Here is a 17,288-nt window from a genome sequence, read left to right on the forward strand (position 1 = left end):
GCCGGATCCAGAAAAAAGGCGAGCCGGGCGGCTCGCCAAACGCTTACAACATGAGGTACCGATCAGGCCGCCAGGATCTCGGCCAGGTCAGCCTCGGCCGTGGTGGTCCCTTTCAGGCCAAATTGCTCCTCCAGTACCTTGAGCAGCGCCGGGGTGAGGAAGGCGGGGGCGGTTGGCCCGGTGCGGATGTCCTTCACCCCGAGGGAGAGCAGGGTGAGCAGAATGACGATGGCTTTTTGCTCGAACCAGGAGAGCACCAGCGTCAGCGGCAGATCGTTGACCCCGCACTCGAACGCCTCGGAGAGTGCCAGCGCCAACTGAATGGCGGAGTAGGCATCGTTGCACTGACCCACGTCCAGCAGACGCGGAATGCCGCCGATGTCGCCAAAGTCGAGCTTGTTGAACTTGTATTTGCCGCAGCCCAGCGTGAGCAGCAGGCTGTCGCGCGGCGCCGCCTTGGCAAACTCGGTGAAGTAGGCGCGCTCGGCCTTGTCGCCGTCACAGCCACCCACCAGGAAGAAGTGGCTGATCTCCCCGGCTTTGACCTTCTCAATCACTGCGGGCGCAGCCTGCATCAGGGCGTTGCGGGCAAAGCCGATGGTGATGAAGTGCTCGAGCTCGGTGTGCTTGAAGCCTTCCAGCGCTTGTGCCTTGGCGATCACGGCGGAGAAATCATCCCCCTCCAGATGGGTGACGCCCGGCCAGCCGACGATGGAGCGGGTAAAGATGCGATCCGAGTAGTTGCCCACATTCGGGTCGATGATGCAGTTGGAGGTCATCACCACGGCGCCCGGGAAGTTGGCAAACTCCTTCTGCTGGTTTTGCCAGGCGGAGCCGTAGTTGCCCACCAGATGGGGGTACTGCTTGAAGAAGGGGTAGGCCAGCGCGGGCAGCATCTCGCCGTGGGTGTAGACATGAATGCCGGTCCCCTTGGTCTGTTCCAGAATGAGTTTGAGATCCATCATGTCGTGGCCGGAGACCAGAATGCACTTGCCGGGGATCGGCGTGACCCTGACCCGGGTCGGCTCCGGATGGCCGAAGGCGCTGGTTTCACCGAGATCCAGCATCTCCATGATTTTGAAGTTGAGTTGACCGATCTCCATGGCGCAGTTGAACAGCCGACCCATTTCGCTCGGATCTGTGCTGAGCCAGCTCATGATGCGGTGGAATTCGGCGGCCACCTCGTCACTCTGCTGATCCAGCACCCGGGCGTGCTCCATATAGGCGGCTGCACCCTTGAGGCCGTAAAGGCAGAGCAGACGCAGCCCCATGATGTCCTCGTTTACCTCGTTCTTGCCCCGATTCGGGGCGGCTGGTGCGGCATGGGCAAGTTGTTCCAGCAGTTCGGCACCGGGTTCGAAGTAAGCGGAGTGTGGCAAGTCGTTCACCTGCACCGCCATGGTGCTCAGACGATCGGCCAGCTGCTGGCGATAGGCGAGGGCCTGATTGACGTAGGCCACGATGCGATTCGAGTCGAAGTTGACGTTGGTGAGGGTAGCGAAGAAGGCCTTGGGCACGAAGGCATCGATTTCGCGATCCATGATGCCCTGCTCACGGGCGGCCAGCGCCCAGGCGCTGAGCCCCTGCAGGGTATAGATCAGCACATCCTGCAGATCCGAGGTTTCAGCCGTCTTGCCGCACATACCTTGTGCGTAGGCACAGCCGTTGCCAGCCGGGGTACGAATAGTCTGTTCACATTGCACACAAAACATCATGCCTCTCCTAATTGGACATTTCAGTTGTCTGTTTTGTGGCGATTCTATTCCTCTCGCGAAAAACTTAATAGGTATTCAATTTGCCAATTAAGATTCCCTTGATGCAGATCAAAAACAAAAAAAGCCGCCCAAACAGGGCGGCAAGCGGGTGGATAAAAGGAGAGACAACTCAGGTTTGCAACAGAACATAACAATCAGATGGATTGGGCCGTGGTCTGGTCAGGAGCTTTCGGCCCGGTGCTTACTCAAGCCAGCATACGTACGCTGTAGTCGACTTGGTTCACTATCAGGCCAGATAAGCGCGCAGCATCCAGACCAGTTTTTCCTGCTGCTGCACATAGTCGGAGAGGATGGAGGCAGTGCCCTCATCACCAGCTTCGGCTGCTTGACCCAGAATACGGCGCTGGGCGACCAGCAGTTCGCGGAAGCTCTCCAGCAGGGATTCGACACAGGCGCGGCCATCGTGCAGCCCTTTTTGCTCCGGGATGGCAGAGACTTTCAGATAGTCGCTGAAGCTGTGCATCGGCACTCCATCCAAGGTCAGGATCCGCTCGGCCAGTGCATCGACTTTCAACAGCAGGTCGTTGTAAATCTCTTCAAATTTCAGGTGCAGTTCGAAGAACTGGTTGCCACGGATATTCCAGTGGAAGCCGCGCACGTTCATGTAGAGGATCTGGTAGCTGGCCAGCAATTTGTTCAACTCGGCTGCCAGGGCTTGTGATTGAGCAGTATCAAGACCAATCGGGCTTTTCATCATTCACCTCCAGATTTGGAAATCGGTTTGAAATTCTCTTTCGGAACGCAGTCAGAATAACGCCTTGCAAAATGCAGGGACAATTGCTTGTGCCTAACTGTTTGATAGCTAACGGCTATCAAACAGTACGCAGCAACGGTGACAATGGATGAGGATTAGGGGAAGTATTTTTCGAGCAGCGCCATCAGGATGGCCTGGCACTCGCGGTCCGGTTTGCTATCGACCCTGCTGGCTCGAAAGTGGAGCTGAAAGGCGCCCATGACGGCGCGGCTCTGCTCATCCCACTGGCCGCTCCGGGGCAGGCCATAGCCATAGCGGGCCAGCTGCTGCTGCCACATGGCCGCATCCCAATCGGGCAAGGGGCTGGCCAGTAACTCGGCCACCCGACCTTCATCTGGCCAGGCGCCGACTCCGTACGTCAGATAGAGCTGGCGCCAGGGGAAGTGGGGGCCGGGATCCTGCTTGCGCTCGGGGGCGACATCGCTGTGGCCCAGCACCTGGGTCGGTGGAATCTGGTAGCGGGCGACCAGCTCCCGGCTGAGTGCGCCGACGGCAGCTATCTGCTGCGGGGTATAGGGTTGCCAGCGGCGGGCATCGGGGGCCAGCGGCTCATCTTCCGCTGGATAGCCGAGGTTGACGATCTCGATGCCAAGGGAGCTGGCATTGAGCCCGGCATATTGGTGCCAGCGGCTGCGTCCTGCATGCCAGGCGCGCGCACTGTCCGGCACCAGCTGATAGACCGGCAGCGGGGTCTCGTGGCTGTCGCGGGGGATCAGGTAGTGGGCGCTCACCTTGTGCTCCGGCTCGGTCAGCAGGCGCAGGGAGTTGGCATCATCTTCATCGGTGTAGTGGAGGATCAGAAAGGCGATCCGCTCGTTCTGGTTGGCGCTCTGATAGCGGGTAGATAGCTGGTACTCGGACGGGGTGCAGGCACCCAGTAGCAGAACCAGTGGCAGAAAGAAGAGGGGAAGAAGAAAGCGCCAGCGCCATCCCCCTGCCGCAGCCAGTCTGCTGAGCGTGGGGGGAGTGAGTCGCTGGCACATGTCGAAGGCCCTGTCTGTTCAGTCGCGCGGCTGGTTAGCCGCGGTATTTGGCCGTGAGACCGATCAGGAAGTTACGCAAGATCTGATCCCCGCAATCCTGATAGTGCTTGTGATCCTTGGAGCGGAACAGGGCGCTGAGCTCGGACTTGGAAAGATTGAAGTCGGCGAGCTTGAGGGTGCCGAGCATATCCTCTTCCTTGAAGTTGAGACCGATGCGCAGCTTGCGCAGGATCATGTTGTTGTTGATCCGGTTCGGGATCACCTGGGGCGGTGCATCTTCGCGCACGCCGCGGCGGGCGATGATGAAACCGTCGAGGAACTGGCTCAGGGCCGAGTCGGGACAGGCGACATAGCCTGCCTCTTGCTCTTCACCTTCCGCTGCCTCTTTCATCAACCAGCTGTGCAGCTGGGCGTGAGTGACCGTCAGGTTGCCCTTGGCAAACATCTCGACCATCTGGTCGTTGCTGATGGTGAGGGCGTAGCGCAGACGGCGCAGAATATCGTTGTTGGTCATGCTGACTCCTGTGTAAACGGCGCAACTTTACCATCTGGCAGCCCTCGCGTCAGAAAAAGCGGGGGCCGATACAGTTCGGGTCAAGCTCATCAAGCCTTGCCGAGATAGCGGGGCGCCTCCTGGCGCACCAGTTCCAGCGCATCTTGCAGCTCCAGCAGCTCGGGTTCCAGTTCGCTCACCGGCACGCCGTCACGCAGCTGTTGCTCCAGCTGGGAGAGCAGCCGTTGCAGTCCCGGCACCCCGGAATAGGCACAGCCACCGTTGAGGCGATGGAGCTGGGCCAGTACCTCGCTATCTTCAATTTCGCCCGCCAGTGCGCTATCCAGCACAGGTTCCACCTCGTCGAAACTGGCCAGCAGCATGGTCAGCATCTCTTTGGCGAGATGCTCTTTCCCCGCCGCCTGTCGCACCGCCAGTGCCCAGTCGATCTGTTGGGCACCATTATTCTGGTGGCGGCGATGGGCAAAGTCGGTGATGAGCTGGGCCAGCATGCTCTCGTCGATGGGCTTGGCCAGATAGTCGTCCATCCCCTGCCGGATCAGCCGCTCCCGTTCTCCGGGGATGGCGTGGGCAGTCACCGCCACGATCGGGGTGGTGGTGTTGAGGGACTGGTTGCGGATCGCCTGGGTGGCGCTGATGCCATCCATGATCGGCATCTGGATATCCATGAAAATGATGTCGAACGGCTGGCTCTGTGCCTGTTTGACCGCCTCCTTGCCGTTTTTGCACACCACCACCTGACTCACCATCTCCTTGAGCATGGCGGCGATCAGCTTGAGGTTGGCGGCGTTGTCATCCACCGCCAGCACCTTGATGGGCTGCAACTGGCGCGGTGCAGGTTGCGCAGGCAGCTTCTGGCGGCTCGATTCCGGCGAGAGCAGGGCGTGCAGCAGCTTGCGGTGGTTGACCGGTTTGGAGAGACAGTGCTGGGCGCCATGGGCCAGCATAGCTTCATAGAGCGCCGGCTCGTGGCTGCTGAGCAGCACTATGGTGTTCTGCTGCTGGCCGTGCAGTCTGTCGAGACGGCCGAGCACCTGCTGCGGCGTATGCAGGGTGCTGCTGCCGATGATCACCATCTCCTGCTCGCTCATCTCGGGCCAGGGATCATCGCTGGTCAGTGGGTGCACATCGAGGTGCCACTCCGCCAGCAGGGCGAGCAGAGAGGCTTGCGCGAAGGGATCCGGTTCCAGCAGCCAGAGCCGTTTGCCACGGATCCGATCCAGTGGCAGTTGATCGGTCTGGGGCAGGGGGGAGACCTCTACATCCAGACTGAAGGAGAAGATGGAGCCCTTGCCGAGCTCCGATTCAAAGCGGATCTGGCCGCCCATCTGCTGCACCAGCTTCTGGGTGATGACGAGGCCCAGGCCCGTGCCGCCATAACGGCGGGAGATGGAGGAGTCGGCCTGATTGAAGGCCTGGAACAGCTGATGTTGCTGCTCTTGGGAGATACCGATGCCGGTATCGCGGATCTGGACGTTGAGCCTCACCTTGTGGTTGCCACTGCCGGTCTGCTCGATATGGACATCCACGTTGCCCTGTTCGGTGAATTTGATGGCGTTGCCGGTGAGGTTGGTCAGCACCTGTTGCAGACGCATGGGGTCGCCGGTGAGGTAGTCCGGCACATCGGCATCCACCCGCAGGGAGAGCTCCAGTTGTTTGTCGTGGGCGCTGGGGCCGAGCAGGTGCATGGTCTCGTTGAGGGTATCGCGCAGGCTGAACGGGATATGTTCCAGCTGCAGCTTGCCCGCTTCCAGCTTCGAGAAGTCGAGGATGTCGTTGATGATGCCAAGCAGGTTGCGCGCCGATTTCTCGATGGTCTGCATGTAGTCGGTCTGGCTCGGGGTCAGGCTGGTTTTCAGCAACTGGCGGGTAAAACCGATGACCCCGTTGAGTGGGGTACGCAATTCGTGGGACATGTTGGCCAGAAACTCCGACTTGACCCGCGCCGCCTCCTGCGCCCGCTTCTTGGCCATGTCGAGCTCGACGTTCTGGATCTCGATCTGCTCCAGGGTTTCGCGCAGGTCAGAGGTGGCCTGATCGATATTCTGCTGCATCTCTTCGTGATATTCGGAGAGCGCCTTGGCCATGGCGTTGATGCCGTTTTTCAGCATATCCAGCTCGCCGGTGAGCTGGCCGCTGACTCGGGTATCGAGCCGTCCCTCCCTGATCTTGTGCACCGCCTGCACCATGTTGGTGATGGGCTGGGTTACGCTCTTGACCAAGCGGAAACCAAACAGGGTACTGAAGGCGACCCCGATGAGCACCATGATTACCGCAAAGAAGGTGTCGCGGTACTGCAGCAGCATGGCCCGATCGGTCGCCATCTGCATCGAGATGTAGCCGATCATCGGCGGCTCTACATCGCTGGGCAGCGGGAAGCCATCCAGACTGGTTTCGGCCTGGATCGGGGTGCGTAAAATGATGTCGTCCCCCTGAAACGTCACGCTGGTCAGATCCGGAATTGGCTCGCCATCGGGCAGCCTGAGCCGGGTGAAATCCCGGTGGTAGTTCGAGGTGACGAACAGCTGGTTGTCCTGGGTGAAAACCGCGATGGACTTGATGAAGGGGGAGTTCTTGCGATGGGTCAGGCCAATGAGCCGCTTGAGGGATTCGCGACTGTGCTGGGTCATCCCGTATTCACTGGCGATCGCCAGCGGTTCGATAATGTTGATCCCCTGATCAATAAGGTTGTTTTCCAGCTGCTGGTAGCGGTGGAAGGTGAAGTAACCGGCCATCAGGCCACCAATGATCAGGGTCGGCAGGATGGTGAAGGCGAGAACGCGTGCTCTCAGGCCATATTTGGTCATACGAACAGGCCACCAGTGAACAGGGTTGGCGATAGGGTTGATGGCAATACACGGGCTCTGTGGCCGTATTTGGTCATACTATTATTCTTGTGGGACAATACCCGGCAGCAGATTCCACAATCATGACATAGCCACCTATAGGCACCAAGTTTTATGGCCCAGTTTTTCAAGCCCCAAAAGAAGTCCACCCAGCTCCAACGCATTGAATTTACGATAGACACCCTCGATCACCACTGCGTCGGTATCGGTCGCCATCAGGGCAAGGCGATCTTCGTCGAAGGGGCGCTGCCCGGCGAGACCGTCAAGGCACGCATCACCGAAGAGAAAAAACAGTATGGTCACGCCGCCTTGCAACAGGTGGTGACCCCGGCGGCCAATCGTATCGCTCCCTTTTGCGGCCACTATCGCGAGTGCGGCGGTTGCAGTGCCCAGCACATGTCGGTTGCCGATCAGCAAGCCGCCAAGGCGGCCGGACTGGTCAGCCTGTTCGAGCGGTTGGGCAACATCAAGGCACCGGCGCTGGAGCCGGTACTGACCGGTGAAGATCGCGCCTACCGCCGGGTCTGTCGTCTGGCCATCAAATTTGACAAGAATGGTCGCTGCACCCGGGTCGGTTTCCGTCGCCGCAACAGCAACGATCTGGTGGAGATTGACGGTTGCCCTGTGCTGGCCGAACCGATCTCTGCGCTGATTGCCCCGCTGCGTGAGTGCCTCAATCGCCTCAAGAGCCAGCGCGAGCTGGGCCATGCGGAGCTTATCCAGGCCGAGCAGGGGATCATGATGCTGCTGCGCCACACCGGCCGCCCCAATGAGGCGGATCGCGCCCTGCTGGTGGAGTTTGCCAAAGCGCAGGGGATAGACCTCTATCTGCAGGCGGCCGATGATCGCATCGAAGCGCTGCAGCAACAATTTTCCCCGTCCTACTCGCTGGATGGCCTGTCTCTTGCATTTGCTCCCGGCGATTTCATTCAGGTCAACGGCCCCATCAACCAGAGCATGGTTGAGCAGGCGCTGACATGGCTCGGGGCGAGCAAGGATGACAAGGTGCTCGATCTCTTCTGCGGTATCGGCAACTTCACCCTGCCGCTGGCCCGTCAGGCTCGCGAAGTGGTGGGTGTCGAAGGTGAACTGGCCATGGTGCAGCGGGCCGAAGAGAACGCCCGTCGCAACGGCATCACCAATGCCCGTTTCTACAAAGCCGACCTGAGCGATGACATCGTCGGCATGTCCTGGGCGCGGGAAGGGTTTGATCTGGTGCTGCTGGATCCGGCTCGTCCCGGCGCGCTGGAAGTGATGGGACACGTCGTGAAACTTTCACCCAAGCGGGTGGTCTACGTCTCCTGTAACCCGGTCACCCTGGCGCGGGACAGTCAGGTGCTGGTGAAAGGGGGTTATCGTCTGGTGCGCCTCGGCATGCTCGACATGTTCCCTCACACCGGTCATCTGGAGTCCATGGCGCTGTTTGAACGGGAGTAAATGACTCATCAGCTGGGCGATGCGGATATGTAATCCGGCATGTCTGCGGCTGTTTGAGCTGATGTGATTGGGGTAATCTAGACCCTCGTCGTTCGGCAGGGCCTGTTGGCGCGCTCTATTGTCTTTCTGGACAATATGCCTTGAAAAGTGCGCTGGATATCCCCATTTGAGGCAATCTCATGAGGGGAGAAAGTGACAGCTTTCGGCCCGATAATTTAAAGGATTGATACCATGGTTGCGGTTCGCGATATTCATTTGAAAGACAACTTCACCCTGGAAGAGTGGGTCAGCTCGCTCTCCTTGAGTGACAGTGAAAAGGATCAGCTGCGAACCGTCTACCAGTATTGTCTGACGCTCGGTGACGAGGCGCTGACCAGCAAGCTGCTGGTGCGCGGTATCGAAATGGTGGGCATCCTGCAGATGCTCAGCATGGATATCGGCACCCTCAAAGCGGCCATCATCTACCCCTTCGTCGAAGCCGGTCTCATCAGCCAGGAGCGGATGGACGAGGACTTCGGCTCCAAGATCGCCAAGCTGGTGGAAGGGGTGCTGGAGATGGAGGCCATCCGCTCCCTGCAGACCCTCCATCGCAGTGAAACCTCGCCGGAGCAGGTCGACAACGTGCGTCGCATGTTGCTTGCCATGGTCGAGGATGTGCGCGCCGTGGTGATCAAGCTGGCGGAGCGGATCGCCTGCCTGCGGGAAGCGAAGACGGCAGATGAAGAGACCCGGGTGCTGATGGCCCAGGAGATCACCAACATCTATGCGCCGCTCGCCAACCGTCTGGGCATCGGCCAGCTCAAGTGGGAGCTGGAAGATCTCGCCTTCCGTTACCTGCACCCGGATACCTACAAGCAGATCGCCAAGCAGCTCGACGAGAAGCGGCTTGACCGCGAGCGCTACATCCGCGAGTTTGTGCAATCCCTGCGTAATGGCCTGAAAGAGGCGGGAGTTGACGCCGAGGTGTACGGTCGGCCGAAACACATCTACAGCATCTGGCGCAAGATGCAGAAGAAGCACCTCGAGTTCAACGAGTTGTTCGACGTGCGCGCGGTGCGGGTAGTGACCAAGCGGCTGCAGGATTGCTATGCGGCGCTCGGCATAGTCCACACCCAGTTCCACCACATTCCCCGCGAGTTTGACGACTATGTCGCCAACCCCAAACCCAACGGCTATCAGTCGATCCACACCGTAGTGGTGGGGCCGGAGGGCAAGACAGTAGAGATCCAGATCCGTACTGACCAGATGCATCAGGATGCCGAACTCGGCGTCGCGGCGCACTGGCGCTACAAGGAAGGGGCACAGGCAGGCGGCAAGGCCAACACCTTCGAAGACAAGATCGAGTGGCTGCGCAAGCTGCTCGCCTGGCAGGAAGATCTCTCCGAGAGCGGCTCCCTGCTGGAAGATCTGCGCAGTCAGGTGTTCGAGGACAGAGTCTACGTCTTCACCCCGAAAGGGGATGTGATCGACCTGCCCGCTGGCGCTACCCCGCTTGATTTTGCCTATCACGTCCACAGCATGATCGGTCACCGCTGCATCGGCGCCAAGATTGATGGCCGCATCGTGCCTTTTACCTACGCGCTGCAGACCGGCGATCAGGTGGAGGTGATCACCCAGAAAGAGCCGAACCCGAGCCGCGACTGGATGAACCCCAACGCCGGCTTCCTGCGCTCCAGTCGGGCGCGGGCCAAGGTGGCGACCTGGTTCAGAAAGCTGGATCGGGACAAGAATATCGTGGCCGGTCGCGAGCTGTTCGAGAAGGAGCTGGATCGCCACAACCTCAGCATGTCCAAGATCGACAAGGGCAACATGCTGCGCCGCTTCAATCTGGAGAGCACCGACGATCTGCTGGCCGGTATCGGCAGCGGCGATATCCGCATCAACCAGGTGCTCAACTATCTCGACACCTGTTACAACAAGCCGACGGCGGAAGAGGAAGATCGCCGCCTGCTGGAGAAGCTGGAGCAGAAGGCCAATGCGCCGATGCGCCACAAGCCCAAAGACCATATCGTGGTGGAAGGGGTCGGCAACCTGATGACCCATATCGCCCGCTGCTGCCAGCCCATTCCGGGGGACTCCATTCAGGGCTTTATCACCATGGGGCGCGGCGTTTCGATCCACCGGGAAGATTGTGAGCAGCTCAAGGAGTTGTCACGGCGCAACCCTGAGCGGCTGATCGATGCGGTGTGGGGGGAGAACTACTCCGGCGGCTATGGCCTCACCATCCGGATCATCTCCAACGATCGCTCCGGCCTGCTGCGCGATATCACTACCGTGCTGGCCAACGAGAAGATCAATGTGATGGGGGTGCGCTCGCGCTCCAACGTGCGCGAGCAGACTGCCGAGATCGACATGGAGCTGGAGATTTACAACATCAACGCCTTCAACCGGGCGTTGGCCAAGCTCAGTCAGCTTAACGACGTGATCAGCGCCAAGCGGCTTTGATATCGAACCGACCGGCCCCAGTGGCCGGTCTGCATTTACGACCCTTTTTGAACGAATCGAAAGCGAATATCCCATGTCCCAACGTTATGACCTCTCTCAATTGCTCGATATCATGGCTCGCCTGCGCGATCCGCAAAACGGCTGCCCCTGGGATCTTAAACAGGACTTCCAGAGCATAGTGCCGCACACTCTGGAAGAGGCCTACGAAGTGGCCGATGCCATCGAGACCGAAGATTGGCAGGGGCTGAAAGGGGAGCTGGGGGATTTGCTGTTTCAGGTGGTGTTTTACGCCCAGCTGGGTAAAGAGCGGGGCTTGTTCGACTTTGCCGATATCGTCGATACGGTGAGCGAGAAACTCATTCGCCGTCATCCCCATGTTTTTTCCGATGCAGACCTTGCCAACGAGCAGGCGGTAAAAGCGAACTGGGAGGCGGAAAAAGCCAAAGAACGAGCGGCCCTCGACAAAGAGAGTGTGCTGGACGATATCCCGCTCTCGCTGCCAGCCCTGACCCGCGCCGCCAAAATTCAGAAACGTTGCGCCACCGTCGGTTTTGACTGGAAGACGTTGGGGCCTGTGGTGGACAAGATCCACGAGGAGATCGACGAGGTAATGGAAGAGGCATTGATGGCCGATGTGGACGAGGCGCGGGTGAGCGACGAGCTCGGCGACCTGCTGTTTGCCACCGTCAATCTGGTGCGTCATCTGGGCAAGGATCCGGAGCAGGTGCTGCGCGGTGCCAACGCCAAGTTCGAACGTCGTTTTCGTCAGGTTGAGCAGATAATCGCCGCAGAAGGCTTGAAAATGACCGATTGCACCCTCGAAAAGCTCGATGCCGCCTGGGATAAGGCGAAGGAAACCGAGCAAAGTTGATTTGGCGCAAGATGGGGGGGCGGTGAGCCTGATAGATTTTTGCTCATTGTTTGGGAGAGGGGTTTTTGGTATACTGTTTCCCCGTCCTGCTTCATCCCCGAAGCACCCCTTAAAATTCCCTAAACTTCTTTCAGGTTCAGCATGACGACCAAATATATTTTTGTTACTGGTGGCGTTGTTTCATCCCTCGGCAAAGGCATTGCCGCAGCTTCTCTGGCAGCCATTCTGGAAGCCCGTGGTCTGGATGTGACCATCATGAAACTGGACCCGTACATCAACGTGGATCCGGGCACCATGAGCCCGACCCAGCATGGTGAAGTGTTCGTAACCGAGGACGGGGCCGAAACCGATCTGGATTTGGGCCACTACGAGCGTTTCATCCGCACCAAGATGACCCGTCGCAACAACTTTACCACCGGCCGTATCTACGCCGACGTACTGCGTAAAGAGCGTCGTGGTGACTATCTGGGCGCCACCATTCAGGTTATCCCGCACATCACCAACGCCATCAAAGAGCGGGTGATTGCCGGTGCCGAAGGCCATCAGGTTGCCATCGTCGAAGTGGGCGGTACCGTAGGTGACATCGAGTCCCTGCCGTTCCTCGAGGCCATTCGTCAGCTGGCTGCCGAAGTGGGCCGCAACAACGCCATGTTCATGCACCTGACGCTGGTTCCTTACCTGGCTGCTGCCGGTGAAGTGAAGACCAAGCCGACCCAGCACTCCGTCAAAGAGCTGCTCTCCATCGGTATCCAGCCGGATGTGCTGATCTGCCGCTCTGACCGTGCCATTCCGGCCAACGAGCGCGCCAAAATTGCACTGTTCTGCAACGTGCCGGAGCGCGCCGTCATCTCCATGAAAGACGTCGACTCCATCTACAAGATCCCGGCACTGCTCAAGTCCCAGAACCTGGACTCCTACTTCACCGAGCGTTTCGGTCTGGAGTGCAAGGAAGCCGATCTATCCGAGTGGGAACAGGTTATCTACGAAGAGGCCAACCCGACTGGTGAAGTGACCATCGGTATGGTCGGCAAGTATGTCTCCCTGCCGGACGCCTACAAGTCCGTCAACGAGGCGCTCAAGCACGGTGGTCTCAAGACCCGTCACTCCGTCAACATCAAGTACATCGACTCTCAGGATATCGAGACCCGTGGCTCCGAGCTGCTGGAAGGTCTGGACGCGATCCTGGTGCCGGGTGGCTTCGGTGAGCGCGGTGTGGAAGGCAAAATTCTGGCTGCCCAGTATGCCCGCGAGAACAAGATCCCCTACCTGGGTATCTGCCTCGGCATGCAGGTCGCCATGATCGAATTCGCTCGCAACGTAGCGGGCATGGAAGGGGCTCACTCCTCCGAATTCAAGAAAGATTGCGCGTACCCGGTTGTTGGCCTCATCACCGAGTGGGTGGATGAAGAGGGCAACATCGAGACCCGTACCGAGAAGTCCGATCTGGGCGGCACCATGCGTCTGGGTTCCCAGCTCTGCCACCTGGTCGAAGATTCCAAGGTGCGTCAGATGTACGGCAGCCCGACCATTTACGAGCGTCACCGCCATCGTTATGAAGTCAACAACAAGCTGCTGCCGCAGATTGAAGCGGCAGGTCTGAAAGTGACCGGTCTCTCCGCCGACAAGAAGTTGGTGGAAATCATCGAGATCCCGGATCACCCCTGGTTCGTGGCTGCGCAGTTCCACCCGGAGTTCACCTCTACTCCTCGTGATGGCCACGCTCTGTTCGCCGGTTTTGTGAAGGCGGCAGGCGAGTATCAGAAGCGTAATTTGAAGTAATTGAAAATAAATGCGGTTGGGGCACTGTGCCACAGCCGCTTTTTTTGGCATATTTTTGTTGTTTTTTTACGAAACCTGAGGAAATACACATGTCCAAGATCGTTAAAGTGATCGGTCGTGAAATCATCGACTCCCGTGGTAACCCGACCGTTGAGGCCGAAGTTCACCTGGAAGGTGGTTTTGTTGGTATGGCAGCCGCTCCGTCTGGCGCGTCCACCGGTTCCCGCGAAGCGCTGGAACTGCGTGACGGCGACAAGAGCCGTTTCCTGGGTAAAGGCGTGCTGAAAGCCATCGAAGCCGTAAACGGCCCGATCGCTCAAGCTCTGCTGGGTAAAGATGCCAAGGACCAGGCCACCGTTGACCAGATCATGATCGACCTCGACGGTACCGAGAACAAATCCAAGTTCGGCGCCAACGCCATCCTGGCTGTTTCCCTGGCTAACGCCAAAGCTGCCGCTGCTGCCAAAGGCATGCCGCTGTACGCCCACATCGCCGAGCTGAACGGCACCCCGGGTGTTTACTCCATGCCGCTGCCGATGATGAACATCATCAACGGTGGTGAGCACGCCGACAACAACGTCGACATCCAGGAGTTCATGATCCAGCCGGTTGGCGCCAAGACCCTGAAAGAAGCCGTTCGCATGGGCGCAGAAGTGTTCCACAACCTGGCCAAAGTGCTGAAGTCCAAGGGCTACAACACTGCAGTTGGTGACGAAGGTGGTTTCGCTCCGAACCTGAAATCCAACGCCGAAGCGCTGGAAGTTATCGCTGAAGCCGTTGCCGCTGCCGGTTACAAACTGGGCACCGACATCACCCTGGCTATGGACTGCGCTGCTTCCGAGTTCTACGACGCAGAGAAGAAAGAGTACAACCTGAAAGGCGAAGGTCGTGTCTTCACCTCCAACGGTTTCTCCGACTTCCTGGCTGACCTGACCACCAAGTTCCCGATCGTCTCCATCGAAGATGGCCTGGACGAATCTGACTGGGAAGGTTTCGCCTACCAGACTGCTGAACTGGGCAAGAAAATCCAGATCGTTGGTGACGACCTGTTCGTAACCAACACCAAGATCCTGAAGCGCGGCATCGACAACGGCATCGCCAACTCCATCCTGATCAAGTTCAACCAGATCGGTTCCCTGACCGAAACTCTGGCTGCCATCAAGATGGCCAAAGACGCTGGCTACACTGCCGTCATCTCCCACCGCTCCGGTGAGACCGAAGACGCTACCATCGCCGACCTGGCTGTTGGTACCGCTGCTGGCCAGATCAAGACCGGTTCCATGAGCCGTTCTGACCGTGTTGCCAAGTACAACCAGCTGATCCGTATCGAAGAAGCTCTGGGTGCCAAAGCTCCTTTCCGCGGTCTGAAAGAAGTTAAAAACCAGGCTTAATTTGCTGGTTTGCCAGCTTCGACTGGAATGAAAAAAACCGGAACCCTTGGGTTCCGGTTTTTTTATGCCTGATCCTTGCCACAACGGCCTGAGAGGCGAGGGCGTTGTGGCTCTGGTCTCGGGTCAGACAAAGGGGTGCATGCGCTGATAGCGCCCTGCATGCGCCTTGAAGCCCAGTTTTTCAAACAGGGCGATAGAGCGGACATTATCGGCATCGATATCTGCGGTGAGGCAGGTGACTCCCAGTGTGCTAGCGTGGGCGAACAGCAATCCCAGCGCCTCCGACATAAACCCTCTGCGCCAATAGGCCGCATTGAGCAGGCAGCCCACCTCACAGCTGTGACCCACCTCACAGCTGTGACCCGCCTCGCTGAAACTGTGCAGGCCGCAGGTGCCGATCACCTTGTTGCCCTCCCGCTCGACAATCGCCCACTCCAGCGACTCACCGGTTTGTTCCAGCCGCACCACGCTCGCCATCATCTGCGCCACCATGGCGGGAGAGGTAAAGCAGGGATCAGAGGCAAACTCCATGATCAGCGGATTGCCATAAATCTCGAACAGATCGGCAGCATCCTGCGGGCCAATGGTACGCAGTACAACCCGAGTGCCGGTTAAGTCAGGTTTCATTAATCTCCTTGGGTAGTATTACGCCAGCAAAGCTACAGGTGAATAAAGATGCCATCTGAAAGTCGGTGTCTAAAGGCAATTGGTGCTATCACGAAATATTTCTATCGTGAACGTCCGATTACGCTTCGCTAATCGAGCCTACGGGCTGCAGGGGAGCGCCTTCAGCAATTAACGCTCCAGCCCCAAACATGAAGAGAACAAACATCTCGTTTTTCGTCGTATTTTATGTAGGTTTCTCTTTGCGATATCAAAACTGCGCCTAAGGCCGCGCTCTGCGGCAAATTTGGAGCGCAGCGGAAAATTTGTCCGACATCAGCGCCTTGTTAGCTTTCTTAGCCTGATGTCAGTTAATAGCTTTTTGTAGAAACTCAGAACATTTGTTTTTACATCCGACATCAAAGATCACGAGATTTTCTGATGAGCGAGTTATAGAAGTGTATACAATTTCTGGATCATCCTTCTCGTCCATAACATAGAAAACAGTTTTTGACTCAAGCCCTTTATAACTATGGGTAGTCGAAAGCTTGACTAGACCGCTATTCGCATAGAAATGATTCTTCTTTGCCCGCCTAATTCTCTCGATATCGTCTTTTTTTTGATTTACAAGAGCATTTATCTCGCTTTCGTCTAATTCTTTTAATTCCTCAGTACTCATATTGGTGCATGCAGAAAGTTCTTCATATGTTTCAAACATGCAGTGCGTCTTTTCAACTTCCATCAATAATTCATTTAGCTGTCTAACCAGAGAGATTTTTGAAGACAAAATAACCACATCATTTGGGTGTAAATCGTAACCCCTGATATAGTTTTTTACTGATTCGAAAATGGATTCCCTCCAATCGGCCAAGGTGGATTTTTCGTATTTTAGAAGACTGAAACCCATGCTCATTTGAGTGGGGCTTACTTCTGTTATTTCTATATCTGAGTGCCTTTCAAGCAGAAAATTTATTTGGAAATCTTTAAATAACTGATTTAATGGTGAATCTAAATTAGTTCTATAAGATCGAGTAAGCTTAATCCATCGCCCAAAGCCTTGGGCTATAACGGGGGATCTAGAAAAATCTCTCTGGTAAATGTTCTGAGATTCATCCCCAAACAGGATCATTTCACCATCTTCCTTGAGGAAATTATCACGAATAATTTTGACCCACTCGGACTGATAATCCTGTATCTCATCAACAAGAATGGTTTGATACTTTGGTAAATCTAGCCCTTGAAAAACATCTATAGAATAAAGCTTGTCTATACCATATGTATCAACTAGCTCACCAAAATCTTGGCCACTGTTATTGACCTGAGAGTTAAAGAATTGGTGGTAATTTGAAATTTCAAAGGTTGAAAAATCTCTGCTCCCCTGCATATCGCTAATCTTATCCCTGATGTAATTTTTGAGCGTAATATTAAATGTCAATATAAGGACGGTTGAGTTGTGCCTTTGAGATGCCTTTATAGCCCGCTGAGATAAAATAGACGTTTTACCACATCCAGCGACGCCTTTTATTTTTCTTTTTACATTTTCGCTGTTGGTTAGGGGTAACTGTTTATTATCGAATTTGATTGACACTCCCTGATTTAAGGTGTGTTCCGGCGGACTTAGCCTCCGTTTAAAATCTCGATAAACATTTTCGTTAAATAAAACATGTTTCGAGTTTTGCTTGATCTTTTTTATTAGGTTATCTAACCGATCACTACCAAAAGACATATTTTTGTCTCTTTGCAGATTACGCTTTTTACGTTCTTGGTATTCCATAGACTTCTTGTATGAATCGAAGGCAATTTTCTTTTCCTGTAAGGACTGATTTAGCGTAGATTGCTCGTCTCTCAGCCTTTCCTCCGCAGGGTGGTACAGTAAATCAATTAAACTTC

Annotated in this window: 12 protein-coding genes; 5 read left to right on the top strand and 7 right to left on the bottom strand. The window is 56.6% G+C overall.

The genetic code is table 11. The features are described from left to right. Positions 1–62 precede the first annotated feature (62 nt). The 5 genes from hcp to barA all read right to left on the bottom strand — a co-directional run bounded on the left by hcp (position 63) and on the right by barA (position 6,833). Positions 63–1,712 carry a hydroxylamine reductase gene (gene hcp, locus G5287_RS11510; RefSeq protein ID WP_245098425.1) on the bottom strand — a complete coding sequence of 550 codons (1,650 nt, stop codon included), beginning with the start codon at positions 1,710–1,712 and terminating at the stop codon, positions 63–65. A gap of 289 nt (positions 1,713–2,001) precedes the next feature. After that, a complete protein-coding gene (locus tag G5287_RS11515) occupies positions 2,002–2,469 on the bottom strand; it encodes a Dps family protein (protein WP_021229540.1) in 468 nt (155 codons plus the stop codon). Between the two features lie 155 nt (positions 2,470–2,624). Further along, positions 2,625–3,512, bottom strand: a complete 888-nt coding sequence (locus G5287_RS11520) for an N-acetylmuramoyl-L-alanine amidase (RefSeq protein WP_245098402.1) — start codon at positions 3,510–3,512, stop codon at positions 2,625–2,627. Between the two features lie 34 nt (positions 3,513–3,546). Then, the gene (locus tag G5287_RS11525; RefSeq protein ID WP_005343323.1) at positions 3,547–4,026 is read right to left on the bottom strand and encodes a DUF1456 family protein; all 480 of its coding nucleotides are present in this window, start codon (positions 4,024–4,026) and stop codon (positions 3,547–3,549) included. 89 nt (positions 4,027–4,115) lie between these two features. Further along, positions 4,116–6,833: a two-component sensor histidine kinase BarA gene (gene barA, locus G5287_RS11530; protein WP_421231311.1), complete on the bottom strand. Its 2,718-nt coding sequence runs from the start codon at positions 6,831–6,833 to the stop codon at positions 4,116–4,118. Between the two features lie 153 nt (positions 6,834–6,986). On the opposite strand from barA, the gene rlmD reads away from it, so the two are divergent. The 5 genes from rlmD to eno all read left to right on the top strand — a co-directional run bounded on the left by rlmD (position 6,987) and on the right by eno (position 14,795). Next, positions 6,987–8,309 carry a 23S rRNA (uracil(1939)-C(5))-methyltransferase RlmD gene (gene rlmD / locus G5287_RS11535; RefSeq protein ID WP_421231312.1) on the top strand — a complete coding sequence of 441 codons (1,323 nt, stop codon included), beginning with the start codon at positions 6,987–6,989 and terminating at the stop codon, positions 8,307–8,309. Positions 8,310–8,540: 231 nt separating this feature from the next. After that, the gene (gene relA / locus G5287_RS11540; RefSeq protein WP_005335588.1) at positions 8,541–10,754 is read left to right on the top strand and encodes a GTP diphosphokinase; all 2,214 of its coding nucleotides are present in this window, start codon (positions 8,541–8,543) and stop codon (positions 10,752–10,754) included. A gap of 73 nt (positions 10,755–10,827) precedes the next feature. After that, positions 10,828–11,625 (top strand): nucleoside triphosphate pyrophosphohydrolase, encoded by a 798-nt coding sequence (gene mazG, locus G5287_RS11545; protein WP_139401179.1) that lies wholly within the window; start codon positions 10,828–10,830, stop codon positions 11,623–11,625. 141 nt (positions 11,626–11,766) lie between these two features. Then, entirely contained in the window at positions 11,767–13,404 is a 1,638-nt protein-coding gene (gene pyrG / locus G5287_RS11550) for a glutamine hydrolyzing CTP synthase (RefSeq protein WP_033113091.1), read from the top strand. Positions 13,405–13,493: 89 nt separating this feature from the next. Beyond that, positions 13,494–14,795 (top strand): phosphopyruvate hydratase, encoded by a 1,302-nt coding sequence (eno, locus tag G5287_RS11555; protein ID WP_005335583.1) that lies wholly within the window; start codon positions 13,494–13,496, stop codon positions 14,793–14,795. Positions 14,796–14,918: 123 nt separating this feature from the next. Here eno and G5287_RS11560 read toward each other — a convergent pair whose 3' ends face one another. Together G5287_RS11560 and G5287_RS11565 are read right to left on the bottom strand one after the other, a co-directional pair. Further along, a complete protein-coding gene (locus tag G5287_RS11560; protein WP_421231313.1) occupies positions 14,919–15,422 on the bottom strand; it encodes a GNAT family N-acetyltransferase in 504 nt (167 codons plus the stop codon). Positions 15,423–15,765: 343 nt separating this feature from the next. Beyond that, positions 15,766–17,172, bottom strand: coding sequence for a UvrD-helicase domain-containing protein (locus G5287_RS11565; RefSeq protein WP_421231314.1), 1,407 nt, complete (start codon positions 17,170–17,172; stop codon positions 15,766–15,768). Positions 17,173–17,288: the final 116 nt, after the last annotated feature.

This window comes from Aeromonas sp. 603079, assembly GCF_049172135.1.
Classification (GTDB): Bacteria; Pseudomonadota; Gammaproteobacteria; order Enterobacterales; family Aeromonadaceae; genus Aeromonas; species Aeromonas veronii.

Coding starts and splice junctions, on each gene's coding strand:
- hcp (WP_245098425.1), bottom strand. CDS start 1,712: ATGTTTTGTGTGCAATGTGAACAGACTATTCGTACCCCGGCTGGCAAC.
- G5287_RS11515 (WP_021229540.1), bottom strand. CDS start 2,469: ATGAAAAGCCCGATTGGTCTTGATACTGCTCAATCACAAGCCCTGGCA.
- G5287_RS11520 (WP_245098402.1), bottom strand. CDS start 3,512: ATGTGCCAGCGACTCACTCCCCCCACGCTCAGCAGACTGGCTGCGGCA.
- G5287_RS11525 (WP_005343323.1), bottom strand. CDS start 4,026: ATGACCAACAACGATATTCTGCGCCGTCTGCGCTACGCCCTCACCATC.
- barA (WP_421231311.1), bottom strand. CDS start 6,833: ATGACCAAATATGGCCTGAGAGCACGCGTTCTCGCCTTCACCATCCTG.
- rlmD (WP_421231312.1), top strand. CDS start 6,987: ATGGCCCAGTTTTTCAAGCCCCAAAAGAAGTCCACCCAGCTCCAACGC.
- relA (WP_005335588.1), top strand. CDS start 8,541: ATGGTTGCGGTTCGCGATATTCATTTGAAAGACAACTTCACCCTGGAA.
- mazG (WP_139401179.1), top strand. CDS start 10,828: ATGTCCCAACGTTATGACCTCTCTCAATTGCTCGATATCATGGCTCGC.
- pyrG (WP_033113091.1), top strand. CDS start 11,767: ATGACGACCAAATATATTTTTGTTACTGGTGGCGTTGTTTCATCCCTC.
- eno (WP_005335583.1), top strand. CDS start 13,494: ATGTCCAAGATCGTTAAAGTGATCGGTCGTGAAATCATCGACTCCCGT.
- G5287_RS11560 (WP_421231313.1), bottom strand. CDS start 15,422: ATGAAACCTGACTTAACCGGCACTCGGGTTGTACTGCGTACCATTGGC.
- G5287_RS11565 (WP_421231314.1), bottom strand. CDS start 17,172: ATGGAATACCAAGAACGTAAAAAGCGTAATCTGCAAAGAGACAAAAAT.